The organism is Cellulosimicrobium sp. I38E (assembly GCF_001647255.1).
GTDB lineage: Bacteria > Actinomycetota > Actinomycetes > Actinomycetales > Cellulomonadaceae > Cellulosimicrobium > Cellulosimicrobium cellulans_E.
Genome location: NZ_LUAZ01000036.1, coordinates 18,631 through 43,801 on the forward strand (window position 1 = coordinate 18,631; position 25,171 = coordinate 43,801).

16 protein-coding genes are annotated in these 25,171 nt (G+C 75.4%); 11 read left to right on the plus strand and 5 right to left on the minus strand.

The genetic code is table 11. From position 1 onward, the window contains the following. Nucleotides 1-42: 42 nt before the first annotated feature. The gene (locus A0J59_RS12540) at nt 43-1,719 is read left to right on the plus strand and encodes a methyltransferase (protein ID WP_255365182.1); all 1,677 of its coding nucleotides are present in this window, start codon (nt 43-45) and stop codon (nt 1,717-1,719) included. Nucleotides 1,720-1,753: 34 nt separating this feature from the next. Here the strand turns inward: A0J59_RS12540 and A0J59_RS12545 are convergent, their stop codons facing one another. Further along, nucleotides 1,754-2,410 carry a TetR/AcrR family transcriptional regulator gene (locus A0J59_RS12545; protein ID WP_064316315.1) on the minus strand — a complete coding sequence of 219 codons (657 nt, stop codon included), beginning with the start codon at nt 2,408-2,410 and terminating at the stop codon, nt 1,754-1,756. A gap of 87 nt (nt 2,411-2,497) precedes the next feature. Between A0J59_RS12545 and A0J59_RS12550 the strand changes: the two genes are divergently transcribed. Both A0J59_RS12550 and A0J59_RS12555 read left to right on the plus strand, forming a co-directional pair. Next, nucleotides 2,498-3,469: a LysR family transcriptional regulator gene (locus tag A0J59_RS12550; RefSeq protein WP_064316316.1), complete on the plus strand. Its 972-nt coding sequence runs from the start codon at nt 2,498-2,500 to the stop codon at nt 3,467-3,469. 118 nt (nt 3,470-3,587) lie between these two features. Then, nucleotides 3,588-5,084, plus strand: a complete 1,497-nt coding sequence (locus A0J59_RS12555) for a S1 family peptidase (RefSeq protein ID WP_064316329.1) — start codon at nt 3,588-3,590, stop codon at nt 5,082-5,084. Nucleotides 5,085-5,206: 122 nt separating this feature from the next. On the opposite strand, the gene A0J59_RS12560 is transcribed toward A0J59_RS12555, so the two are convergent. Then, nucleotides 5,207-5,911, minus strand: a complete 705-nt coding sequence (locus A0J59_RS12560; RefSeq protein ID WP_255365183.1) for a vitamin K epoxide reductase family protein — start codon at nt 5,909-5,911, stop codon at nt 5,207-5,209. A 376-nt stretch (nt 5,912-6,287) separates the two neighbouring features. On the opposite strand from A0J59_RS12560, the gene A0J59_RS12565 reads away from it, so the two are divergent. The 3 genes from A0J59_RS12565 to A0J59_RS12575 are packed head-to-tail and all read left to right on the plus strand — an operon-like array spanning nt 6,288 to nt 12,411. After that, nucleotides 6,288-7,988 carry a DUF3375 domain-containing protein gene (locus A0J59_RS12565; protein WP_064316317.1) on the plus strand — a complete coding sequence of 567 codons (1,701 nt, stop codon included), beginning with the start codon at nt 6,288-6,290 and terminating at the stop codon, nt 7,986-7,988. Next, nucleotides 7,985-8,749 carry a DUF4194 domain-containing protein gene (locus tag A0J59_RS12570; RefSeq protein ID WP_064316318.1) on the plus strand — a complete coding sequence of 255 codons (765 nt, stop codon included), beginning with the start codon at nt 7,985-7,987 and terminating at the stop codon, nt 8,747-8,749. The genes A0J59_RS12565 and A0J59_RS12570 overlap by 4 nt, the downstream gene beginning before the upstream one ends. Continuing rightward, nucleotides 8,749-12,411 (plus strand): ATP-binding protein, encoded by a 3,663-nt coding sequence (locus A0J59_RS12575; RefSeq protein ID WP_064316319.1) that lies wholly within the window; start codon nt 8,749-8,751, stop codon nt 12,409-12,411. The genes A0J59_RS12570 and A0J59_RS12575 overlap by 1 nt, the downstream gene beginning before the upstream one ends. Before the next feature lie 138 nt (nt 12,412-12,549). Here the strand turns inward: A0J59_RS12575 and A0J59_RS12580 are convergent, their stop codons facing one another. Continuing rightward, complete coding sequence (locus A0J59_RS12580; protein ID WP_255365184.1) at nt 12,550-13,257, minus strand: TetR/AcrR family transcriptional regulator; 708 nt, start codon at nt 13,255-13,257, stop codon at nt 12,550-12,552. Between the two features lie 136 nt (nt 13,258-13,393). Between A0J59_RS12580 and A0J59_RS12585 the strand changes: the two genes are divergently transcribed. From A0J59_RS12585 to topA, 3 genes are all read left to right on the plus strand, one after another. Next, the gene (locus tag A0J59_RS12585; RefSeq protein ID WP_064316320.1) at nt 13,394-15,109 is read left to right on the plus strand and encodes an ABC transporter substrate-binding protein; all 1,716 of its coding nucleotides are present in this window, start codon (nt 13,394-13,396) and stop codon (nt 15,107-15,109) included. A 62-nt stretch (nt 15,110-15,171) separates the two neighbouring features. Next, nucleotides 15,172-16,266: a phosphatase PAP2 family protein gene (locus A0J59_RS12590; protein ID WP_082918998.1), complete on the plus strand. Its 1,095-nt coding sequence runs from the start codon at nt 15,172-15,174 to the stop codon at nt 16,264-16,266. Nucleotides 16,267-16,434: 168 nt separating this feature from the next. Beyond that, nucleotides 16,435-19,197 (plus strand): type I DNA topoisomerase, encoded by a 2,763-nt coding sequence (gene topA / locus A0J59_RS12595; protein ID WP_064316321.1) that lies wholly within the window; start codon nt 16,435-16,437, stop codon nt 19,195-19,197. A 102-nt stretch (nt 19,198-19,299) separates the two neighbouring features. Here the strand turns inward: topA and A0J59_RS12600 are convergent, their stop codons facing one another. Continuing rightward, a complete protein-coding gene (locus A0J59_RS12600) occupies nt 19,300-20,445 on the minus strand; it encodes a glycerol dehydrogenase (RefSeq protein ID WP_053369460.1) in 1,146 nt (381 codons plus the stop codon). Between the two features lie 283 nt (nt 20,446-20,728). On the opposite strand from A0J59_RS12600, the gene A0J59_RS12605 reads away from it, so the two are divergent. Next, complete coding sequence (locus tag A0J59_RS12605; RefSeq protein ID WP_064316322.1) at nt 20,729-21,274, plus strand: MarR family winged helix-turn-helix transcriptional regulator; 546 nt, start codon at nt 20,729-20,731, stop codon at nt 21,272-21,274. Between the two features lies 1 nt (nt 21,275). Continuing rightward, nucleotides 21,276-22,634 carry an MFS transporter gene (locus tag A0J59_RS12610; protein ID WP_064316323.1) on the plus strand — a complete coding sequence of 453 codons (1,359 nt, stop codon included), beginning with the start codon at nt 21,276-21,278 and terminating at the stop codon, nt 22,632-22,634. Between the two features lie 64 nt (nt 22,635-22,698). Here the strand turns inward: A0J59_RS12610 and A0J59_RS12615 are convergent. After that, nucleotides 22,699-25,171: ABC transporter permease (locus tag A0J59_RS12615; protein WP_064316324.1), on the minus strand; the 2,473-nt coding region annotated here is incomplete at its 5' end.

The window sequence follows — 25,171 nt, forward strand, 5'->3', positions numbered from 1 at the left end:
GCCGGACCGGCCGTCGCCGTGCTGATCCGCCAGGATGGACCCATGCCTCCCGCCGACGCCGCCCCTGCCTCCTCCATGCCCGCCCCGCCGGACGTCGTCGTGAGCCCGGCCCCGCCCGGTGCGGGCCTGGCGCCGGCGGAGCTCGCGGTCGCCGCGGCGACGCTGCGCGAGGACCTCGCGGCGGCGGGATTCACGGTCGACGGCGTCGAGCGGGTGCTCGGCCCGGTGGCCTCGGCCGCGCTGCACCGCGAGCAGGCCGTGCCGGCGCGGCGCGCGCTGCGGGGCCGTGAGTCCGACCCCGCGGCCGCCCTGGCCGCGCTGTTCCTCCTGGGCGACGACGTCCCGCGCGCCGCGCTCGACGCGGCCCTCGGGCGCACGGGGGTCGACGGCGCGCGGCGGCTCGGGCTGGTCGAGGCCGCGGGCGCGGCCGACGACGACGCCGTGCGCGCCGTCGTGGACCTGCGGCCCTACGCGGCGTCGGACGCGGCGGGTCCGGTGACGTGGTGGCTGTCGTCGGACCTGGGCGAGCTCGCGACGGGCCGCCGGCTCGCCCCGGACCACGTGCTGGGCGCGGGCGGGGCGTCCCTGACGCTCGCGCAGGTGACGGTCCGGACCCCGGTCGGGAGGGTGCTCGACCTCGGGACGGGCTGCGGGATCCAGGCCCTGCACGCCGCGCGGCACGCGCGGTCGGTCGTCGGCACCGACATCTCGCGCCGCGCCCTGGGCTTCACAGCGTTCAACACGGCGTTCAACGTGGCGACCAGCACGGTGCCCGACGCCGGGGTGGCGAGGCCCGGCACGCCGATCGAGCTCCGCGCAGGGTCGATGCTCGAGCCCGTGGCGGGCGAGCGGTTCGACCTGGTCGTGTCGAACCCGCCGTTCGTCATCACCCCGCGTGGCGGGCGCGACGGTGCGGACGCCCTGCCCGACTACGAGTACCGCGACGGTGGGCGGGCGGGCGACGACGTCGTGCGCGACCTCGTGACGGGCGTCGGTGCGGTGCTCGCGCCCGGTGGCGTGGCGCAGCTCCTCGGCAACTGGGAGCACCGCCGCGGCGTCCCGTGGGACGAGCGCGTCGGCGCCTGGCTCGACGAGGCGGGGCTGGACGGCTGGGTGGTCCAGCGCGAGGTGCAGGACCCGGCCGAGTACGCCGAGACGTGGATCCGTGACGGCGGCACGACCCCGGAGCGGGAGCCCGCGGCGTGGGCGGCCGCCTACGCCGCGTGGCTCGACGACTTCGAGGCCCGCGACGTGGAGGCCGTCGGGTTCGGGATCGTGACGCTGCGACGCCCGCTCGACGGTGCGCGTCCCGGCCTGCGTCGGCTCGAGGAGCGCACCGGGCCGGTCCGCCAGCCCCTCGGGGGGCACCTCGCGGCGGCGCTCGCCGCGCACGACTGGCTCACGGCCCGCGACGACGCCGCGCTCGCGGGCACGCGCCTCGCCGTCGCGCCCGACGTGACCGAGGAGCGGTTCCACACGCCGGGCGCTCCCGACCCCACGGTCGTCCTGCTGCGTCAGGGCGACGGGTTCGGGCGGGCCGTCCAGGCGTCGACGGGGCTCGCCGCGCTCGTCGGGGCGAGCGACGGCGAGCTCACGGTCGGGCAGCTCGTCGGGGCGATCGCCGCGCTCTTCGAGGTGCCGGCGGACGACCTCGCGGGCGAGCTGCTGCCGACCGTGCGGGGCCTCGTGCGCGACGGCTTCCTGACCCCGGTCGGCTGAGAGCCGTGGCCGCGGCGCCGTCGGCGCCCCGCGGTCAGGGGCGTCCGGCGGGGGCCGCCCCGAGCGCGGCGACCAGCGCGTCGATCGTGCGCCGCGTCACGGCGACCATGTCGACGCGGTCGGGGTCCAGGAGCCACTGGACCTGGAGCCCGTCCATGACGGCGACGATCGCGGCCGCGGTCTGCTCGACGTCGGTGCCCACGGGCACCTCGCCGCGCTCCAGGGCCTCCTCCAGTGCGCGCTCGACCAGGGCGCGCAGGCCCACGTAGCGGTCGCGGAACCACTGCTGGGCGGGGTGGCCGTCGGTGACGGACTCGGCGGACAGGACCGCGTAGAGCTGGGTGATGCCCGGCCGCGCGACGTTGCGCGCGACCGTGGCGACGAGGTGGTCGAGGTAGGCGAGCCCGTGCGGACGGGACGACGCGCGGGCGGGACCGTCGTCGCCGTCCGCGTCCTCGGCGTCGCGCGCGTGGAGGAGCGCGGTGAGCAGCCCCTCCTTGGTCCGGAAGTGGTGGAGGATCGCGGGCGCGGAGATCCCGACCTCGTCGGCGATCTCGGCGAGCGAGGCCCCGTGGTAGCCGCGCGTCGCGAACGCCGCCGCGGCCACGTCGAGGATCTCCTGGCGGCGACGGCCGCCACGACCGCGGGAGCCCGGGGTCGGGGGGACGCCTGCGTCGTCGTCGGCGCTCACGGGGGCAGCCTATGCGCTCGCGTGGTCCCGGAGACCGGCGGGACCGCGGCGAGACAGGGCTGGGCCGCACCGATACGTTCAGGTCGCATGGACCTCGAGGTGCGTCACCTGCGCATGATCGTGGTGGTGGCCGAGTCGGGCAGCGTGACCAAGGCGGCGGCGTCGCTCGGTCTCGCGCAGCCTGCCCTCACCGCCCAGCTCAACCGGATCGACCGCGCGCTGGGAGGGTGCGTGTTCACGCGCGACCGCCAGGGGGCGCGCCCGACCGAGCTCGGCGAGCTGGTGCTGCGCCACGCGCGCGTCGTGCTGCCCGCGATGGCGGCGCTCGTCGACGACGCGCGGCGGCACGTGAGCGACCGGGCGACGGCGGGCTCCGTCCGCGTGGGGACGGTGAGCTCCGCGATCGGCGGGCTGTTCGCGAGCCGCCTGCACGCGGCGCTGCCCGCGGCCCTCGGGGTCGACGACCTCCTCGTCACCACGGCGACGTCGTGGGCGGTCGAGGAGACGGCGGAGCGGCTGGCGAGCGGGACCCTCGACGTCGCGCTGGTCGGCATGTGCGACGACGCGTCGCCGCCGACCGACGGAGGGCTCGTGTGGAGGGCGGTGTCGACGGACCCCGTGTTCGTCCTCGTCGACGAGTACCACCCCGTCGCGGCGCGGGACGCCGTCGGGCTCGGCGAGCTCGCCGACGCGCTGTGGCTCACGGCCCCGGGCAGCGGGTGCTTCGAGCGGTGCTTCGTGAGCGCGTGCGTCCGGGCGGGGTTCACGCCGCGGGCGATGGGGGAGTCGGACCGGACGTCGTGCATCGACCAGGTGCGCGGGGGCCACGCGGTCGCGCTCGTCCAGCCCGTCCTGCTCGATGCGCCGGGCGTGCGGACGGTCGCCCTCGACGGGGCCCCGCTGCGCTGGACGCACCACGTGGGATGGCGCCGCGACGCGGCGGAGCGCCTGCCGCTGGACGTCATCGAGCGCGCCGCCGCGGGGGCCCACCGCGACGCGGTGCAGCGCTCGCCGCGCTACCGGCGCTGGCGCGCCGAGCACCCGGTGGAGATCGCGTAGGGGCGCTCCCGCACATAGCGCCCGCGTATGACCTGATCGTGATCTGGGCGCGCCCTGGGCGTCTTCCTAGCGTGGCCCTCGACCGGGCCACCCGGGCCCGGCGAAGGGAATGGACGACATGACACGACCACTCCGCAGGAGGATCGCCGCGGTCACCGCCGCCGCGACGCTCCTGACGGGCGCGGCCGCGACGCACGCCGTCGCGGGCACGCCCGCCCCCGAGGACCAGCGCGCGACGGTGCGCGCGGTCCCCAAGACGACCCCCGGCCTGGAGCGCGCGCTCCAGCGCGACCTGGGCCTCAGCGCGCGGGACGCACGGACGCGGCTCGCCTTCCAGTCCGACGCCGCGGGCACCGAGGCGGCGCTCGAGCGTCGTCTGGGCGCCGACTACGCCGGCGCCTGGGTCGACGACGCCGCGAACGTCCTCTACGTCGGCGTCACCGACGCCGCCGACGCCCGCGCGGTGCGGGCCGAGGGCGCCACCGCGGTGACCGTGGACCACACGCTCGCCGACCTCGAGACCTGGCGGGCGGCCCTCGACGGCGCGCTCGCCGACGACCCGGCGGCGCTGCCGGGCTGGTACGTCGACGTGACGCGCAACCGCGTCGTCGTCTCCGTGCGCGACGGCGGCGAGGCCGACGTCGCCGCGCAGGTCGCCGCGGCGGGCGTGCCCGCGGACGCGGTGGCGTACGAGGAGACGGCGGAGACACCGCGCCCGCTGATCGACGTCGTGGGCGGCAACGCCTACACGATCGGCAGCGGCAGCCGCTGCTCCGTCGGGTTCGCGGTCCAGGGCGGGTTCGTCACGGCCGGGCACTGCGGCTCGACCGGCGCGCGCACGTCGGGACCGGCCGGCACGTTCCGGGGGTCGAGCTTCCCCGGCAACGACTACGCCTGGGTCCAGGTCGACGCGGGCAACACGCCGGTGGGCGCGGTGAACAACTACGCGGGCGGCCGCGTGGCCGTGGCCGGGGCGACGCAGGCGCCGGTCGGCGCGTCGGTGTGCCGGTCGGGCTCCACGACGGGCTGGCACTGCGGGACGGTGCAGGCGTACAACGCCTCGGTCACCTACCCACAGGGCACCGTGAGCGGGCTCATCCGCACGAACGTGTGCGCCGAGCCGGGCGACTCCGGCGGCTCGCTCGTCGCGGGCAACCAGGCGCAGGGCGTGACGTCGGGCGGGTCGGGCAACTGCTCCTCCGGCGGTACGACCTACTTCCAGCCCGTCGGCGAGATCCTGTCCGCGTACGGGCTCACGCTCGTCACGAGCGACGGCGGGGGCGGCAACCCCGAGCCGCCGACGGGCTGCACCGGCTATGCCCGGACGTACTCCGGGACGCTCTCGGCCGGGGCGACGGCCGTCCAGCCGAACGGGTCCTACTACACGGCCGCGACCGCGGGCTCCCACCGCGGCTGCGTGACCGGCCCGGCCGGCACCGACTACGACCTGTACCTCCAGAAGTGGAACGGGTCGTCGTGGGTCTCGGTCGCGCAGTCCACGTCGCCGGGGGCGAACGAGTCGTTGACCTACAGCGGCGCGGCGGGCTACTACCGGTTCGTCGTGCACGCGTACGCGGGCTCCGGTGCCTACTCGCTGGGGGCCACGACCCCCTGACGCGTCCTGACCGTCCGATCGCCGAGCACGAGGTTGCCGTTCTTCCCGTCCTCTGGCCGGGAGCAGCCTCGTGCTCGGCGGCGTGCAGGGACGTGGTCGCGGCTCGCCGCGCGCGGGGGCCGTCAGGCCAGCAGCGCCGGGCCGTACTTGAGCACCACGAGGATCGCGAGCCCCACGAGCCACGCGGCCACCAGGTACCCGTAGGCCCCCGAGCGGACGAAGCCGAGCATGGGTGCCTGCGCGGCCCGCGGCAGGTACAGGTTGTCCTCTAGGACGTTCCAGTGCAGGAGCGACGCGAAGACGAGCGTGGTCGAGACCGTGATGAGCAGGCACCACGGGCACAGCGCGCCGATGACGAACATCGACTGGTAGAAGAGCCAGTAGGCGAACACCACCCCGAGGAAGTACACGCACTGGGCGGCGAAGAGGAACCAGCGGGGGAACCGCGTCCCGCCCAGCGCCGCGACCGCCGTCGTGATGACGATCGGCTCCGCGATCAGGCCGAGGAACGCGTTGGGGAACCCGAACACCTGTGCCTGCCACGACTGGGCGACCGTCCCGCACGACAGCACGGTGTTGACGTCGCACGAGAGCGTGGCGGTGGGGTTGGCGGCGAGGAGCACGGCGTCGTACGAGAGCACGAACGCCGCGGTGAGGCTGAGCAGGCCGAACAGCAGCATCTCGCCGAACAGCGCGCCGCGGGAGTGGGTCCAGCCGGTCGGCCTCACGAACGGGTCGAACCCCGCGTCCTGCACCCGCTCCGTGCCCGACGGCGCCCGGTCGCCCGGTCGCGCGTCGTCCGTCAGGGCGGTGGTCGTTCCGGTCACGGGCGGTCCTCGGGTCCGCGGGGCCCCGCCGGGTCGGGGGACGCCCCGGCGGGCGGGCAGAAGGTGGCGCCGGCCGGCAGGGTGGGCGCGCTGCCGGCTCGGCGCCGCACCCAGGTTACGAAGCACGCACCCGCCGCCGACAGGGACCATGGTCCCGGATCCTCGCCCCGCGCTCAGGCCGCTGCCGAGCGATGCGCTCCCGCTCGAGCGCTGCGTCCGCGGACGCATCCGTCGCGCACGGACGCAGCGCTCGCCGTCGCGTCGGGTGCCGACCTCCGGTGGGTCGTCCCGGCGGTGCGGGCGTCCCCGCCTAAGATCTGGGGGCGCCCGCGCTCCCCGCGGCGCCGACCGGCCCGAGCCCCCCGAGAGGACCTGCGTGCAGCACGACGACGTCGACTCCCTGCGACGGTCGAGCGCGGCGTGGCGGCTCCTGCGCGCGGACACGGCGCCGCTCGTGCTGTCGTTCCTCGGCTCGCTGTTCGTCGAGGACAACGTGCGCGCGATCCCCGAGAGCGAGCTCGTCGCGCGGCTCGACGACCACCTGTGGGCGGTCGACGGCCGGTCCGCCCGGGCGTCCGGCTCGGAACCCCGCTACCCGCGTGCCCCGCAGGCGTACGTCGACCACTGGGCGCACCCGGACCAGGGCTGGCTGCGCGCCTGGTACCCGCCGGGCTCCGGCGAGCCGCACTACGACGCGACGCCCGCCGTCGAGCAGGCCGTGCGCTGGGTCGCGTCGCTGCGCGGGCGCGGGTTCGTGGGCACGGAGTCACGGCTCAACACGGTGTTCGAGCTCCTGCGCCAGCTCGCCGTCGGGACGCAGACCGACCCGGCGGAGCGCCTGCGCGAGCTCGAGGAGCGGCGCGCCGCGATCGACGAGGAGATCGCGCAGGTGCGCGCCGGACGCGTGGCCGTGCTCGACGCCGCGGCGCAGCGAGACCGCTACCAGCAGCTCACGCAGACCGCGGCCGACCTGCTCTCCGACTTCCGCGAGGTCGAGGCGAACTTCCGCTCGCTCGACCGCGAGCTGCGCGAGCGCATCACCGGCTGGGACGGCGCCAAGGGCGAGCTGCTGGAGGAGGTCGTGCGGTCGCGCACGGCCATCGCCGAGTCCGACCAGGGCCGGTCGTTCCACGCGTTCTACGACTTCCTGCTCGACCGCCGCCGCCAGGAGGACTTCGCCGCGCTCGTCGAGCGCGTGCAGTCCCTCGACGCGATCGCGCCCGACGTCGTCCGGCCGGCCCCGGGGGCCCCCGGCCCGGTCCCGGACGCCGCCGCGACGGACGCGGCGGCACGGGAGCAGGAGCACCGCCGGCTGCGGCGCGTCCACTACGACTGGCTCGACGCCGGCGAGCGCACGCAGGCGACCGTGCGGACGCTCTCGGAGCAGCTCCGCCGCTTCCTCGACGACCAGGTCTGGCTCGAGAACCGGCGGGTCATGGACATCCTGCGCGGGGTCGAGGCGAAGGCGCTCGCGGCGCGCGACGTCCGCCACGGACCGGGCGGCCCGCCGGGCATGGCGATCGACGCCGTCGCCCCGGACGTCGTGCTGCCGACGGAGCGGCCGCTGTTCACGCCGCGACCCACGGCCCGGCTCGACTCCGACCACGTCGAGGCCGGCGACGACGACTTCGAGGTCGACGCGCTCTACGACCAGGTGCACGTGGACCCCGAGCGGCTCGCGCGCACGGTCCGGGCGACGCTCACCGCCCCGGGCGGACCGGGGGAGGTCGCGCTCGTCGACCTGCTCGAGGCGGCGCCGCTCGAGCACGGCCTGGCCGAGCTCGTGACGTACCTGTCGCTCGAGGACCCGCGCTTCGTCGTCGTGCACGACGACGAGCGCACCGACGAGGTGCGCTGGGAGGGCGAGGCCCCGAGCGGGCCGGTCGCCGACGACGGTGCGCCGGACCCCGTGGTGCGCGTCGCGCGCCTGCCCCGCGTCACCTACGCGCGGCGCACGGGGGCGGGCGGCGGGGTCCCGCCGGCGCCGCGCGACCCTGTCCCGCACCGCCCGCCCGCGACCCCACGCGACGAGCACCTGCACGACACCGCCGACCCCGCCCCGGAGGAGACCCCGTGAGCACCACCCGCACCGCGCGCGACCCGGAGCTGTCCGTCGTCGTGACGTCGCTGCTCAAGGGCGTCGTCTACCGCGAGTCCGGCGAGGCGCTGTGGCGCGACCTGCTCGCGCGCGAGGCGCAGGTGCGCGACACCGTCGCGATGATGGGCCTGCAGGTCGTCGTCGACGAGGGCGACGGCTACGCCTATCTGCGCTCGCAGCCCGAGCACGAGCGCGACGAGCGCGTGCCCCGCCTGATCCCGCGCCGCGAGCTGCCGTTCGACGTGAGCCTGCTGCTCGCGCTGTTGCGCAAGCGGCTCGCGCAGGCGGACTCCGAGGGCGGCGAGACGCGCCTCGTGCTCGCGCGCACGGAGATCGTCGACCTGCTGCGGGTCTTCCTCGCGCAGGACGCCGGCGCCGCCGCCAACGAGGCGCGGCTCGTCGACCGGGTCGACGGTCTGGTGCGGCGCGTCGTGGAGCTGGGCTTCCTGCGTCCCGCGGGCCGTCCCGACCCGGACGGTGCGCCCGACGGCGGGGCCGCCCCGGTCGAGGACGGCGACCCGGCCGCGGGGGACGCGCGGCGGTACGAGGTGCGCCGCATCCTCAAGGCGTTCGTGGACGCCCAGTGGCTCGCGGACTTCGACGCACGCCTCGCGCAGTACCTGGAGCTCGCCGCCGACGGCGGGGCGCGCGGGACGGCGTCGGGCACGGCGGGCACCGGCACGAGCACGGGGGCGAGTGCAGCGACGAGTGCAGGCACGACGACGAGGACGGTGGCGTGATGGAGGGCCTGTTCAGCGCGGTCGAGCTGCACGACCCGGCGGCGGACCTCGACGCCCGGGCGGGCTTCCGCCTCGAGCGGCTCGAGGTGCTCAACTGGGGCACGTTCGACCAGCGCGTGTGGGCGTTCGACCTCGACGGCCGCAACGCGCTCCTCACGGGCGACATCGGGTCGGGCAAGTCGACGATCGTCGACGCCGTCACGACGCTGCTCGTGCCGTCGCACCGCATCTCCTACAACAAGGCGGCGGGCGCGGGCGCGCGCGAGCGGTCCCTGCGCTCGTACGTCGCGGGGCACTACAAGTCCGAGCGCGACGAGGCCACGGGCACGACGCGCCACGTCGGCCTGCGCGAGCGCGGCACGTACTCGGTGGTGCTGGGCCGGTTCTCCAACCGGGGGTTCGACCAGGAGGTCACGCTCGCCCAGGTGTTCTGGCTCGCCCCGGGGCAGTCGGGCCAGCCGGACCGGTTCTTCGTCACGGCCGACCGGCCGCTGACGATCACCGAGGACTTCGCCGGGTTCGGTGGCGACGTGGCGGCGCTGCGGCGCCGGCTGCGCGAGTCCGGAGCCCAGGTGCGCGACCACTTCCCCGAGTACGGGCGCGACTTCCGCCGCCTGCTGGGCATCCCGTCGGAGCAGGCGATGGACCTGTTCCACCAGACCGTGTCCATGAAGTCGGTCGGCGACCTCGGCGAGTTCGTGCGCGAGCACATGCTCGAGCCGTTCGACGCCGACCGCTGGACGGACCGGCTCGTCGCGCACTTCGACGACCTCACGAGCGCGCACGACGCCGTCGTGCGCGCCACCGCGCAGATCGAGCGCCTCGCGCCGCTGCTCACGGACTGCGACGCGCACGACGCGCTGGGGGAGCGGTCCGCGGCGCTCGTGGCCCGGCGCGACGCGCTGCGCGCGTTCACGGCGTCGCGCCGCGTGGCCGACCTCGACGGGCTGATCGGCGCGCTCGACGAGCGCGTGGCGGACGGCGAGTCCCGCCGGCAGCGCGTCGGCGACGAGCTGGGACTCCTCGCGGCCGAGCGCCAGCGGCTCGAGCTCGATCGCGCGGGGCACGGCGGTGACCGGCTCGCCGCGATCGAGGGCGAGGTCGCCCGCCGCGAGGTCGAGCGCGCCGCGCGCGAGCGACGCGTCACCCAGCTCGCGGGCTACGCCGCCGCGGCGGGCCTCACGCTCGGCGGCGCCGACGGCGCCGAACCCGGGGTTACCGCCCCCCGGGGTGCCGAACCCGGCGACGTCCCCGGGTTCGGCGGCCGCGGTGACGACGACCCCGGGTTCGGCGGCGGGGCGGCGGCCGTGGCCGCCGCGCTCGTCGACGCCGAGGCGTTCGCCGCGCTGCGGCGCCGGGCCGACGACGCCGCGGTGCGCGTGCGCGACGACCTCGCCCGGGCGGAGGAGCGGGTGAGCGAGGTCGCCGCGGAGCTGCGCGCCGTCGAGCAGGAGACCGCCGACGTCAAGGCCGAGCTCGCGAGCCTCGCCGACCGCCGCTCCAACCTGCCGCGCACCCACCTGGAGGTCCGTGACCGGCTGTGCGCCGGCGTCGGGTTCTCTCCGGGCGACGTGCCGTTCGTCGGCGAGCTGCTCGCGGTGCGCCCGGAGCACGCCGACTGGGAGGGCGCGGCCGAGCGCGTGCTGCGCGGCTTCGCGCTCTCGCTCCTCGTGCCGGCGGCGCACTACGAGGCCGTCGCCGCGTGGGTCGACCGCGAGCACCTGGGCCTGCGGCTCGTGTACCACCGGGTGCCCGAGCGCGTGCCGGCCGCCCGGCCCGCGCCGCGCGAGGACGTCCCCCTGCTCGCCGACCTGCTCGACGTGCGCCGCCTCGACGACGCGCCGTCGCTCACGGCGTGGGTCGAGGCCGAGCTGGAGCGCCGCGCGGACCACGCGTGCGCGCCCGACCTCGACGCGTTCCGCCGGCTGCCCCGCGCGATCACGCGCGCCGGCCAGGTGAAGCACTCGCCCGACCACCACGAGAAGAACGACACGCGTGCGGTCGACGACCGTCGCGGCTACGTGCTCGGGTGGTCGACGCAGGCCAAGATCGACGCGCTGCTGGAGCAGGCGGCCGAGGTGACCGCGCGGCGCGACACGCTCGCGCGGCGCCGCGACGAGGCCGCCGCCGTGCGCGGCGAGCTCCAGGCGCGCTCGGCCGCGCTCGGGCGGCTCGACGTCTACCGCGACTGGGACGAGCTCGACCGTGGCGCCGAGACGGCGCGGATCGCGGAGCTCGCGGAGGAGAAGCGGCGCCTCGAGCAGGCGAGCGACGAGCTCGGCCGGATCGCGGGCCTGCTCGACGACAACGCGCGCCGCCACGGCGAGCTGGAGGCCGAGCGCGACCGCGTCGTCGCGACGCTCGGCGCCGACCGGCACGCGCTCGACGAGGCGCGCACCGCGCGCGAGCGGGCACGGGCGGTGCTCGACGGCGCGGGCGAGACGCTCGACGAGGAGACGACGGCGGCGCTCGCGGCGGAGTTCGACCGCGAGCTCGCGGCGGTCGGCCCCGCCGACGGGGACGGCGCGACCGGCCCGACGCGCGCGGCCGACCTGGACGCCGTCGAGAACGCGGTGCGCTCGCGGCTCACGGCCGAGGCGGAGCAGGCGCAGCGCGAGCGCGCCGACCTCGGGACGCGCGTCGCGGGGCAGATGGCGTCCTTCCGCTCGGCGTACCCGGTGGAGACCGCGGAGCTCGACGCGGACGTGCGGTCGGCCGACGGCTACCGCGAGATCCACGACCGGCTCGTCCGCGACGACCTGCCGCGCTTCGAGGCCGACTTCAAGGCGTACCTCAACACCAACGCGATCCGCGACATCGCGGGCTTCGCGGCCGAGCTCGCCAAGCAGGCCGACGTCATCCGCGACCGGATCGACACGATCAACGACTCGCTGCGGGCGATCGACTACAACCCGGGTCGGTACATCCGGCTCGAGATGTCGCGGACGCCGAACCTCGAGGTGCGCGAGTTCCAGCAGGACCTGCGCGCGTGCACCGACGGCGACGGGATCCTCGCCGAGGACGACCGCGCGCTCGCCGAGGGCGACGGGTCGCTCGCCGACGGCGCGCTGTCGTACTCGGAGGACCGGTTCCTGCGGGTCAAGGCGCTCGTCGAGCGGTTCCGCGGCCGCGAGGGCATGACGGACCTCGACGAGGCGTGGCGCCGCCGCGTGACCGACGTGCGCAACTGGTTCGTGCTCTCCGCGTCCGAGCGGTCCCGCGCCGACGACTCCGAGCACGAGCACTACTCCGACTCCGGCGGCAAGTCCGGTGGCCAGAAGGAGAAGCTCGCGTACACCGTGCTCGCGGCGTCGCTCGCCTACCAGTTCAAGCTCGACTGGGGCGCGGTGCGGTCGACGGCGTTCCGGTTCGTCGTCATCGACGAGGCGTTCGGGCGGGGGTCGGACGAGTCGACGCGCTTCGCGCTCGAGCTGTTCCGCCGTCTGGGGCTCCAGCTGCTCATCGTCACGCCGCTGCAGAAGATCCACGTCATCGAGCCGTACATCTCGGCCGTCGGGTTCGTGGACAACCCGTCGGGCCGGTCGTCACGCCTGCGGACCCTGTCCATCGCCGCGTACCGCGACGGTCGCACGGCCGGCGAGGCGCCGCCGTCGGACGCCGGACTCGAGACCGCGGCGGAGCCCGAGCCCGCCGCGAGGTAGAGCCCCGGTCACGCGAGGTAGAGCGCTGGTCACGCGAGGTAGAGCGCTGGTCACGCGAGGTAGAGCGATGGTCACGCGAGGTAGAGCGATGGTCCCGGCGAGGTCCCCTGAGCGGACGCCGTGCCCGACGACGACCGGTCAGTCGAGCGGGCGCGGTCGCCGTGCCCCGGCGAGGGTCGAGGCGAGGATCGACTCGATCGCGAACGCGGTCGACTCGGCGAGGTCCACGGCGTCGGGGTCGAGGAGCCACTGGATCTGGAGCCCGTCCATCGCGCCGATGATCGTGGACGCGGCGAGGTCGAGCGCGGCGTCGGTGAGCTCGTAGTCCGTGTCGGTGTCGCCTGCAGCGCGGCGCTCCTCGATCACCTCGCGCAGCGCGCCCGCGATGTCGGCGCGCAGCCCGGTGAAGCGCTCGGTGACCCAGGCGCTGGCCGGGTGGCCGTCGGTGACGGCCTCGCCCGTGAGCACGGTGTAGGCCTGGACGATCCCGGGCCGCTCGGCGTTGATCGCGGCGGTCTTGACGAGGTGCCGGAAGAGGTCGAGCCCGCCCGGGATGTGCTGCCCCTCGAGGTGCTCGACGTCGACGCGGTCCCGGAACTCCAGCACCTCGGTGAGCAGGCGGTCCTTGGAGCCGAAGTGGTGCAGCACCCCGGCGTGGGTGATGCCCACCTGCTCGGCGACCTCGGCGAGCGAGCCCTGGTGGTAGCCCTTGGACCCGAACACGCGCATCGCCGCGCGCAGGATCTCCTCGCGACGTTCGAGCGTCGCCGGTCGCGTACGGCGGGGGCGGGGCGTCCGTGCGGGGGCGGCGTCGGTGGCGCTCCGCGCGGGGGTGGCATCGGTCATGACGGTAACCATACTGTGACCCAGTATCTCTTACTGACGAGTAAGTAATGTGTGGTTGAATCGCCTCCGGAATGGCGTCGAGGGCGACGGAGCGCCCGGCGTCGCCGCAGATCACGGACTCGCCGAGGAGCCCCGCGTGACCACTCGCACCGCCGCCCGCCGTACCGTCCGCGCCGCGGTGCGTCGCGCGGCCGTCGTCGCCTCCCTCACCGTCCCCGTCGCGCTCGCCGCCTCGGCCTGCGGCCTCGTGAGCCCGGCCGAGGAGCCCGCGGACGAGGCGGCCCCCTCCGTGCTGACGATCGGGATGCCCAACTCGGTCGACGAGGAGGACAACAACCCCTTCGACAGCGGGTCCGCCGCGCAGAAGCTCGGGTACGCGCACGTCCTCTACGAGCCGCTCGCGCAGGTCAACCTCGTCGACCCCGCCCAGGACCCGACCCCGTGGCTGGCGAGCGCCTGGTCCTGGGACGCGGGCTACACGGAGCTGCGGGTCACGGTGCGCGAGGGCGTGCTCTGGTCCGACGGCGAGCCCCTCACGCCCGACGACGTCGCCTTCACGTTCGCGCTCCGCAGGGACGACCCCGCGCTCAACCCCGACCTCCTCCCGTACGAGGACGTCCGCGTCGAGGGGCGGGACGTCGTCGTGACGTTCGGGAGCGGCCAGTACGTCAACCGCACGAAGGCGATCAACACGTTCGTCGTGCCCGAGCACGTGTGGGCCGACCGTCCCGCCGACGCGCTCCTGGAGGACCCGAACGTCGACCCCGTCGGCACGGGCCCGTACGTCCTGGAGGAGTTCGCGCCCGACGGCGTCACCCTCACGGCCCGGGACGACTACTGGGGCGGACCCCTCGCCGTCCCCGAGCTGCGGTACGTCGCGTACCCGGACAACGACTCGCTCACGGCGGCGTACGTGAGCGGCGACGTGCAGTGGGGCTGGGCGTACATCCCTGGCTACGAGAGGGTCTACCTCGCCGCCGACCCCGACCACCTCCACCAGTTCGCCCCGACCGGTCTGGCGATCGACGCGCTCTTCCTCAACACGCAGGTGCCGCCGTTCGACGACGTCGCCGTGCGGCGCGCGCTGAACGCCGTGCTCGATCGCGAGAGCATCTCGAACTCCGCCACCTCCGGCGTCTGGCCGCCGCTGCGCAGCGCGACCGGGCTGCCGCTGCCGGCCGGCGACCCGTTCGTCGCTCCCGAGCTCGCCGACCGGGCCCTCGCGGTCGACGTCCCCGGTGCCACCGCGATCCTCGAGGACGCGGGCTACGAGCTGGTGGACGGCGTCCTCCAGGACGAGGAGGGCACGCCCGTCACGTTCACGCTGACGAACCCCTCCGGGTGGACCGACTACATGTGGGAGCTCGAGGCGGTCAAGGAGGCGGCCGCGCGGCTCGGCATCGTCGCGACCGTGGAGGGGCAGGACGAGGCCGAGTGGTTCGACAAGATCGGCAAGGGCGACTTCCAGGCGTCGATGCACTGGACCGACGGCGGAGCGACGCCCTGGGACACGTACTCCAGCCAGATGAACGGCGCGCACCTGCGCCCTCTCGGCACCAGTGCCGACGCCAACTTCGGCCGGTTCCAGGACGCCGCGGCCGACGCAGCGTTCCAGACCTACGCGTCCTCGACCGACGAGGCGGAGCGCGCCGCGGCGCTGGCGACGATCCAGCACGTCTACGTGGACCAGGTCCCGGCGATCCCGGTCCTCGGCCGGCCGACGGCCGCCCAGTACTCGACCGTCGCCTACACCGGCTTCCCGTCGGACGCCGACCCGTACGCGTCGCCGCAGCCGACCAGCCCGGCCGCGTCGCTCATCCTCACGCGGCTCGTGCCCAGCGCGGGGGAGTAGCGCACGGAGGCTCTTCCCGCCGTCTTCCCCGAACGCACACACGCGTCCTCTACCGTGGAGGGATGCCTGCCGACCACGCCCCGACCCGGCCGCTGCCGACCAGCGGCGGGTCGGGAACGCGACCGCTCCCGGCGACGCCGCCGGTGCTGCCGCCCACGCCCTCCGGCGCTCCGTACCCGCCGGCCGCTCCGCCCCCTCCGGCGCCGTACCCGCCGGCCGGCACGTACCCGCCCGGGGCGTCCCACCCGCCGGCGCCGCAGCCGGCGCCCCGCCCCTTCCCGACCGTCGAGGCGGACGGCCCGAGCACCGCGTCGCGCGTCGTCGCCGCCGTCGTCGCGGCGCTCGCCGTCGCGTGCGCCTGGCTCGTGTGGCGGTTCTTCGTCGACACGTTCGCCGGGCAGATGCTCGAGCGCGCCGCGTTCGACGGCGCCGTCACCGGCCAGGGCGAGCTCTGGGCGGTGGCCAAGCCGGTCCTGGACACGGTCTCGGTCGCGTTCGTCGTCGGCGGCCTCGGCGCCGCCATGGGGATCGCGCTCCTGCGTCGCCGCTGGGGCCTCGCCGTGCAGGTGGCGTTCCTCGTCGTCGGGGCGAACGTCACGACGCAGCTCGTCAAGCACTCGCTCCTCGGCCGCGAGGAGCTCATCGGCGGCTGGCACTGGGAGAACTCGCTGCCCAGCGGCCACACCACGGTCGCCGGGTCGGTCGCCGCAGCCCTGCTGCTCGTCGTGCCGCGCGCGGCCCGACCGCTCGTGGCCGTCCTCGGCGGTGCGTACACGGCCGCGACCGGGGTCTCGACGCTCGTCGGGCAGTGGCACCGGCCGAGCGACGTCGTCGCCGCGGTGCTCGTCGTCCTGGCGTGGGCCGCGCTCGTGTGCGCCTTCACGCCGCGGTCGGCGCTCGACCCGGGCGCCGGCGCCTCGCCCGGTTCGACGGTCATGGCCGTGCTGCTCCTCCTCGGGGCGGGTGCGGCCGGTGTGGCGGCGGCTCTCGCGCTGCGGGCGACGCCCGCGACGTGGGACACGACGGCCGCGCAGGAGGTCACCGCGTACGCCGGCGGGGTGGCGGGAGTGCTCGCGGTGACCGCCGCGGCGTTCGCCGTGCTGCTCCTCGTCCGCCAGTCCACAGCCCGCCCGGACGCCCGTCCGGTTCGGCGGTAGGGTGCGGCTGGCGCGATTGGCGTAACGTCGTAGGCTGCCACGGCGGACGACCGGAGGGTCGTCCTCGCGGCACCACGACGCACCGGGCGCGCCCCGGGTGGTGCCCGGCCGCCGTCGGGCGGGGAGCGCCCGCCACGGACACGTACGCACGGACGAAAGCAGGATCGGATGCCACGCAAGCTCGTGATCGTCGAGTCGCCCGCCAAGGCTCGCAAGATCCAGGGCTACCTCGGCGACGACTACGAGGTCGAGGCGAGCGTCGGGCACATCCGCGACCTGCCGCAGCCGTCCGAGCTGCCCGCGGACATGAAGAAGGGCCCGTACGGCAAGTTCGCCGTCGACGTCGACCACGGGTTCGACCCGTACTACGAGGTCTACGCGGACAAGAAGAAGAAGGTCGCCGAGCTCAAGCGCGCGCTCAAGGACGCCGACGAGCTCTACCTCGCGACCGACGAGGACCGCGAGGGCGAGGCCATCGCGTGGCACCTGCTCGAGGCGCTCAAGCCCAAGGTCCCCGTCAAGCGCATGGTGTTCCACGAGATCACGCGCGAGGCGATCCAGCGGGCCCTGCAGAACACGCGCGACCTCGACGAGCACCTCGTCGACGCGCAGGAGACGCGCCGCATCCTCGACCGCCTCTACGGCTACGAGGTCTCGCCGGTGCTGTGGCGCAAGATCGCCCAGGGGCTCTCGGCCGGTCGCGTGCAGTCGGTCGCGACGCGCCTCGTCGTCGAGCGCGAGCGCGAGCGCATGGCGTTCGTCCCCGCCGAGTACTGGGACGTCACGGGCACCTTCGAGCACGCGGACGCGTCCGCCGCCGACGCCGGGAAGGCGTTCGGCGCCCGGCTCGTGCAGGTCGGCGACGCGCGCGTCGCGTCGGGCCGCGACTTCGACGACCGGGGGCAGCTCAAGGCCGCGGCAGTGCGCGACGGCGTCGCGCACCTCGACGAGGCGACGGCCCGCGCCGTCGTGGCCGGCCTCACGGACGCCGCGTTCGCGGTGCGCTCGCTCGACACCAAGCCGTACACACGCCGCCCCGCGGCCCCGTTCACGACGTCGACCCTCCAGCAGGAGGCGAGCCGCAAGCTGCGCATGTCGTCGCGCCAGGCTATGCGCACCGCGCAGTCGCTGTACGAGAACGGCTACATCACCTACATGCGTACGGACTCGCCGTCGCTGTCGGCGGAGGCCACCACGGCCGCCCGCCGCCAGGCGGCCGAGCTCTACGGCCCCGAGTTCGTCCCGGAGAAGCCGCGGGTCTACGCCGCGAAGAACCAGGGCGCGCAGGAGGCGCACGAGGCGATCCGCCCCGCGGGCGACTCGTTCCGCACGCCCGCGCAGGTCAAGCGCGAGCTGAGCGACGACCAGTTCAAGCTCTACGAGCTCGTGTGGAAGCGCACCGTCGCGTCGCAGATGGCGGACGCGAAGGGGTCGACGGCGTCCGTCCGCCTCGGCGCAACCCTCTCGGCCGCCGCGGGCGACGTCGCGGGCCGCGACGCGGTGTTCGCCGCGTCGGGCACCGTCATCAAGTTCCGCGGGTTCCTGGCCGCGTACGAGGAGAGCTCGGACGTCGACCGGTACGCCGAGGACGCGCCCGTGGTCGGGGCCAAGGGCGGTGACGAGGCGCGCCTGCCGCAGATGAGCGAGGGCGACGCCCTGCGCGCCGACGACCTCACCGCCGACGGGCACTCCACCTCCGCGCCGCCCCGGTACACCGAGGCCAGCCTCGTCAAGGCGCTCGAGGAGCTCGGGATCGGACGGCCGTCGACGTACGCGTCGACGATCTCGACGATCCAGGACCGCGGGTACGTGCTCTCGCGCGGGCAGGCGCTCGTGCCGAGCTGGCTCGCGTTCGCCGTCGTGCGGCTGCTCGAGGAGCACTTCGACCGCCTCGTCGACTACGACTTCACCGCGCGCATGGAGGCCGACCTCGACGAGATCGCCGCCGGACGCCGGGACCGCGTCGCGTGGCTCACCGAGTTCTACTTCGGCGACGCCGCGAAGGGCGAGGACGCCGAGGGCTTGCGCGACCTCGTCGCGAACCTCGGCGACATCGACGCGCGCGGCATCAACTCGGTGCCGATCGGGGAGGGCATCCAGCTCCGGGTCGGGCGGTACGGCCCGTACGTGGAGGATCTCTCCGTCCCCGTCAAGGAGGGCGAGAACCCGCCGCGCGCGTCCGTGCCCGACGACGTCGCCCCCGACGAGCTGACCGTCGCCAAGGCGCGCGAGCTCCTCGCGGCCGGCGCCGACGACGGCAAGGTGCTCGGCACCGACCCCGTGTCGGGCAACGAGATCGTCGCCAAGGCCGGCCGCTACGGGCCGTACGTCACCGAGGTGCTCGACCTCCCGCCGATCGACACGAGCCTGTCCGCCGCCGCGCAGAAGAAGGCCAAGGCCGCGCAGCCCAAGCCGCGCACCGCGTCGCTGCTCAAGACGCAGACGCTCGACGCGATCACGATCGACGACGCGCTGCGCCTGCTGTCGCTGCCGCGCGTCGTCGGGACCGACCCCGAGTCCGGCGAGGAGATCACCGCGCAGAACGGCCGCTACGGCCCCTACCTCAAGAAGGGCACCGACTCGCGGTCGCTGCCCGACGAGGAGTCGATGTTCACCGTCACCCTCGACGAGGCGATCGAGCTCTACAAGCAGCCCAAGCGCGGCCGCGGCCAGCGCGCCGCGACCCCGCCACTGCGTGAGCTCGGCGACGACCCGAACAGCGGCAAGCCGATCGTCGTCAAGGACGGCCGCTTCGGCGCGTATGTCACCGACGGCGAGACCAACCGCACCCTCCCGCGCGACGTCACGCCCGAGTCGATCACGCCCGAGCGTGCGATCGAGCTGCTCGCCGAGAAGCGCGCCCAGGGCCCGGCCAAGAAGCGCACGACGGCGCGCAAGCCCGCCGCGAAGAAGACCGCCGCCAAGAAGTAGCAGCCTTCCCGCTGAACCTGATCGAGGGGACGGGCCGCCAGGTCGGCCTGCCCCGGGCCGGGCTCCCGCCGCGACGGCTGGGCTCCGGCCCGGGGGCGCGCGTCAGTGCGCGGCGTGCTTGACCGGCTCGGGGAGGCCGGCCTCGGCCCGGACGCGGCGGGAGAAGCCCTCGATGGAGCGGAGGGCGTCGACGAGCTCCGGGACGCGGACCGGGAACGGCATCGCGTGGATCGTCTCGCCCTCCGCGGTGGCGGCCTCCGCGACACGCTGGAGGTCCTGGACGTCGTCGGCGGTGAGTCCGATCTCGGTGAGCGTGTTCGGCAGCCCGACCCGCGTCGTGAAGCGCACGAACTCCTCGATCTCCTCGGTCGGTGCGCCCTCCAGCACGAGCTGTGTGACGGAGCCGATGTTCACCTTCTGGCCGTGCGTGAGCCCGTGCGTCTGGGGTGCGGCGGTGAGGCCGTTGTGGATGGCGTGCGCCGCCGCGAGGCCGCCGGACTCGAAGCCCAACCCGGACAGGAGGGTGTTCGCCTCGACGACCTTCTCGACGGCGGGCGTCACGAGGTGGTTCGCGACGGCGTCGATCGCGGGCAGCGCGTTCTCCCACAGGATGTCCCACGAGAGCTGCGCGAGCGCCGTGCCCGTGACGAGGGGAAGACCACCGGCCATGGTCGACGCGTTCGCCTCGGCGACGGCACGTGCCTCGATCCATGTCGCGAGCGCGTCGCCGACGCCGGCGACGAGGAACTTCACGGGAGCGTTCGCGACGAGGCCCGTGTCGACGAGCACGAGGTCCGGGTTGTGCGGGAAGAACCGGTACTCCTCGAACGCGCCGTCCTCGGTGTAGATGACGGACAGGGCGGAGCACGGGGCGTCGGTGGACGCGACCGTCGGCACGGAGACCCAGCGGATGCCGCGCAGGTGGCCCGCGGCCTTCACCGCGTCGATGGTCGAGCCGCCGCCGATGCCGACGATCACGTCGGCCTGGAGCTCGTCGATCTCGCGCGCGAGCCGGTCGACCTCCGCGGCGGTGGCGTACGTGCCGAACCCGGTGCGGTGGCGGGGGAGGTCCTGGTCCTGGAAGGACACGGCGACCGTGTCCTGGACGATGCCCCACACGACGTCGTCGGCGACGAGCAGCGGCTTCGTGCCGATCGGGCGGACGAACTCGCCGAGCCGCGTGAGCGCGCCGCGGGCCTGGACGTAGCGCAACGGGCTGATGAGCGTGCGGACGGGAACCTCGGACATCGTGGCCTCCTGTGGAGTCGGTGGGTCGCCGTCGGGCGCGCCGCAGCCGTGCGAGGCCGGTGCCCGCCGGCCATCCCCACCGTGTCACGCGACCCAGGCGACTACCACCGGGACGCCGGGACGCGTGACCTTGGTCCCGGCCGGTCAGCGCGCGAGCAGCGCGGCGGTGACGAGCACCCGTCACGACCCTGCTCGCCAGGACGGTGCCTACGTCGTGCGCGAGCGCCGCGCGCAGCGGGGCCTGCTCTGGCGCATAATGCATGAGCGCTGTTATAACAGTGCTATGACATCAATCGACCCGACGACCGTGCCCGGGCGCTGGGACGCCCTGCACGCGCTGCTGCGGCGCCTCGACGACGAGATCGGCACGGTCTACACCGACCGAGGCATCGAGGGCGTCCGGTCGCGGTTCGTCTACCCGCTGATCCGGCTCGCGCACACCGGCCCGCTGACCATCCGTGAGCTGGCGGAGTCGCTCGGGCGGACGCACTCGGCGATGAGCCAGACCGTGGCGGCCATGCGGCGCGAGGGACTGGTCGAGACCGAGCCCGGCCCGGACGCCCGGACGCGCCGGGTCGCGCTCACCGAGAAGGCTCGCGCGCTCGTCCCGCTCCTGGAGGCGGAGTGGCGCGCGACCGAGGAGTCCGTCGCCGAGATCGACGACGAGCTGCCGCACGCGTTGAGCGCCGTCGTGGTCGAGCTCGAGCGCGTCCTCGCGCGCCGCTCGCTGCGGGACCGCCTCGTGGAGCGGCTCGACGCGGCGGGCTACCCGCTGCCCGCCGGGCCCACCGAGCCCGACGCCGACGCGGCCCCGCCTGAGGAGCGCTGAGGTGCGCGACCACGTCCTCGACGTCCGCCCCCTGCGCTCCAACCGCGCGTACCGGGACCTGTGGGCCGGGTCCGCCGTCGGCGGGCTGGGGTTCCAGATCGCCAACGTCGCCGTGCTGCTCCAGGTCTGGGAGCTCACGCACAGCCCGTTGTGGACGGGCACGATCGGCCTCGCCACGGCCATCCCGCTCCTGACGCTCGGACTCGTGGGCGGTCACCTCGCCGACGTGCACGACCGGCGCACGATCATGCGGCTCGCCGCTGCGGGCCAGGTGCTGGCCGCCGTGGGGCTCGTCGCGCAGGCCCTCGCGGGCAACGGGTCGGTGTGGGTGCTCCTCGGCCTCGTGAGCCTCGGCGCCGCGTGCAACGCGCTGGGATCCCCGGCCCGGCGGACGGTGCCGCCCCGCCTGCTCCCTCCCGACCAGGTCGCCGCAGGCCTCGCGCTCCAGAACCTCGCGTTCCAGGTCGCGATGCTCATCGGCCCCGCGCTGGCCGGTCTGGTGCTCGCACGCTGGGACCTCCCGGCGGCGTACGGGCTGCAGGCCGTGGCGGCGCTCGTCGCGCTGCTCGGGCTCGTGCGCCTCCCGCCGCTCCCGCCGGGCAGCCCGCCAGCGACGCCTCCGGCACCGTCCGACGCCGTGGCTGCCGTCGTCCCCGTCGGCGCTCCTGGCGACGACCGTGCGGTGGGGACGCAACCCCTGGTCGAGGCCCTGGCGACGGGCGCGCCGGCTGCCGCGCCCGCGCCGCGCCGTCGGGCCGCCGCGGGCGGGTGGTGGATCGTGTGGCGCAAGCCGACGCTGCGCGGTTCGTTCGCGACCGACGTCGCGGCGACCGTGCTCGCGATGCCGATCTCGCTCTTCCCGCTCGTCAACGAGCTCCGGTTCGACGGCGACCCGCGCACGCTCGGCCTGTTCCTGTCCGCCGTCGCGGTGGGCGGCATCGGGGCCGGGCTGTTCTCGGGTGCGGTGACCCGGGCGCCGCGGGCGGGCGCGCTCCAGCTCGCCGCGGCCGCGACGTGGGGCGTCGCGCTCGCCGCGTTCGGCCTCGCGGGGCCGCTGTGGCTCGCGCTCGCGTGCCTCGCGGTGGCGGGAGCCGCCGACACGGTGAGCGTGGTGACCCGCGGCGCGCTCGTCCAGCTCGAGACGCCCGACGAGTTCCGCGGTCGCGTGTCGTCGGTCGAGCACGTCGTCGGAGTCGCGGGTCCGGAGGTCGGCAACTTCCGCGGCGGGGTGCTCGCGTCGCTCACGTCCGCCCCGGTCGCGCTGGCGGTGGGCGGCCTGGCGGCGAGCGCCGTCGTCGGGCTCGTCGCGTGGCGCAACGCTCCTCTCCGCCGCTACCGCACCCCGTCCCCCACCCGGTGAGTTCATGAAGCAGTCGCGCCCGGGTGCCCGGAGCGCGACCGTCTCATGCACAGCAGGGGCGAGGTCAGTCGACCGTGACCGCGTCGAGGACCGGGAGGCGGGCGGCGCGGATCGCGGGCCACACGCTCGCGACGAGGCCGATCACCACGGCGACGCCGAGGATCGCGAGCACCTGGCCCCACGGGACGGCGAGCGTGCTCAGGCCCTCGTCGGCGAGCACGCCGGGCAGCGCGGCGCCGATCCCGATGCCCGTCGCGACGCCCAGCACCGTCCCGTAGACCGCGGTCAGCACCGACTCGATCGCGATGACGCCCGCGAGCTGGAGCCGCCCGAGCCCGACGGCGCGCAGCAGCCCGATCTCGCGGGTGCGCTCGATGATCGACAGGGCGAGCGTGTTGACGATGCCGAGCAGCGCGATGACGATCGACAGCGCGAGCAGTGCGTAGAGGATGACGAGCACCTGGTTCACCTGGTCGGCGAACGCCGACGCGGTCTCCTCGCGGTCGAGCACGGTGACGACGAGGAACGGCTCGACGGCGGTCGTCAGCGCCGCGCGCAGGTCCTCCACCTCCGCCGCCGACGCCCCCTCCGCCGCCGACACGTAGACGATCCGGACGCTCGCCTGCGCGGCGGGCACGACGGCGTCGAACACGTCGTCGCGCACGAGGATCCCGGTCCCGACGAGCTGGCTGTCGATCACCGCGCCCACGCGCACCTCGACCGCGGCGGCGCCCTCGCCGAGGCGCAGCGTGTCGCCCACCTCCCACCCGCGCTCGCGCGCGGTGCGCCGGTGCACGACGACGTCCCCCGCCTCGAGCGTCGCCGTCGGGTCTCCCGCGAGCGCCACGGGGTCGAGGGCGGTGTCGAAGAAGCCCGCGGGCACGCCGGCCACGTCCGTCCCGCGCGGCTCGCCGTCGTCGGCCGCGTCGCCACCGGAGCCCTCCGCCCCGGTGCCCCCGCCCACCGTCGCGACCGACGCGAGGCCCAGCCGCACGGTGTCCACCACCGCGGCGCCCGGGGTCGCGGCCACCGCCTCGACGGCGCCCTCGGGGACGACGCGCGTCGCGGAGTCCACCACGAGGTCGGCGCGCACCTCGTTCTCGACGATGCTGCGCACGGACGCCTGGGTCGAGGCGGCGATGACGCCGGTGACGGACACGAGCGCCATGCCGATGAGCAGCGCGCCCGCGGTGCTCGCCGTGCGGCGCGGGATGCGCGTCACGTTGCCGCGCGCGAGGCGACCGAGCGGTCGCAGCGCGACGACGAGCGGCCACGCGAGCACGGTGAGCACGCCGCGCGCGACGGCCGGGGACCCGACGAGCACGCCGACCAGCACGAGCCCCGCGCCGACGCCGAGCAGCACGCGCGGGCTCAGGTCGTCGACCAACGCCCAGCCGGTCGGGGCGTCGGCGACCGACGACCCGAGGAACGACGCGAGCCACAGGACCCCGGCCCCCGCCGCGACGAGCACGATCCCGCCCACCGCACGGACGCCGGTCCCGCGGTCAGGGGCGACGTCGTCGCGCATCGCCTGGACCGGCGGGATCGCCGCGGCACGCCGCGCGGGCAGGACCGCCGCGAGCACGCTGACCACCGCCCCGAGCACGACCGCCGCCACGACCTGCGGCGCGCCGAGCGGCACGCGGCCGGAGAACTCCATGCCGGCGAGGGCGAGCCCCCACCGGATGACGCGCACGAGCCCTGCCCCGGCGAGGACTCCGATCCCGCCGCCCACGAGCCCGACGACGAGCGCCTGCACCAGCACCGAGCTGAAGACCTGGCCGGGCGACGCACCGAGCGCCCGCAGCAGCGCGAGCTCGCGCAGCCGCTCCCGCACGGACATGGCGAACGTGTTCGCGATGATGAACGCCCCGACGAAGAGCGCGATCGCGGCGAAGACGAGCAGGAACGTCTCGACGAACCCGAGCACCTCCTCGACGGCCTCGCTCGCCTCGGCGCGCGCCTGCTCTCCCGTCACGGCCTCGGCGCCGTCGGGCAGCACGTCGCCGACGCGCTCCGCGAGCGCGTCCTCGTCGACCTCCCCGGACGTCTGCGACGACCAGACCGAGAGCTGCGGCACCATGCCGTCCGGCGCGTACACCGCGCGGGCGGTCTCGCCGTCGATCCCGACGAGCACCGCGCCCGCCGCGGCGGCCTCGATCCCGAAGACCCCGGAGACGGTCACCGGCGTCGGCTCGCCGCCCAGCACGACCGTCGTCTCGTCGCCGGTCGTCAGCCCGGCCGTCTCCGCCGCGCTCTGCTCGAGCACTATCTCGCCCGCGGCCGGCCAGGCGCCGTCGAGCAGCGTGAGGCTCGGGTCCTCGGGGTCGATCGAGAACGCCGTGCTGGGCGGGCCCGTCGTCACGACGGCGGTGCCGTCGGCCGCGACGAGGACCACCGGGCCGGACACGTCCGGCACGGCGCGCGAGACGCCGTCGACCGCCTCGACGTCCGCCGCGAGGTCGGCCGGAACGAGCGTGCGGTCGCCCGCGAACCCGTTCCCGCCGCCCCCGCCGCCCCCCGGACCGGCTGCGTCC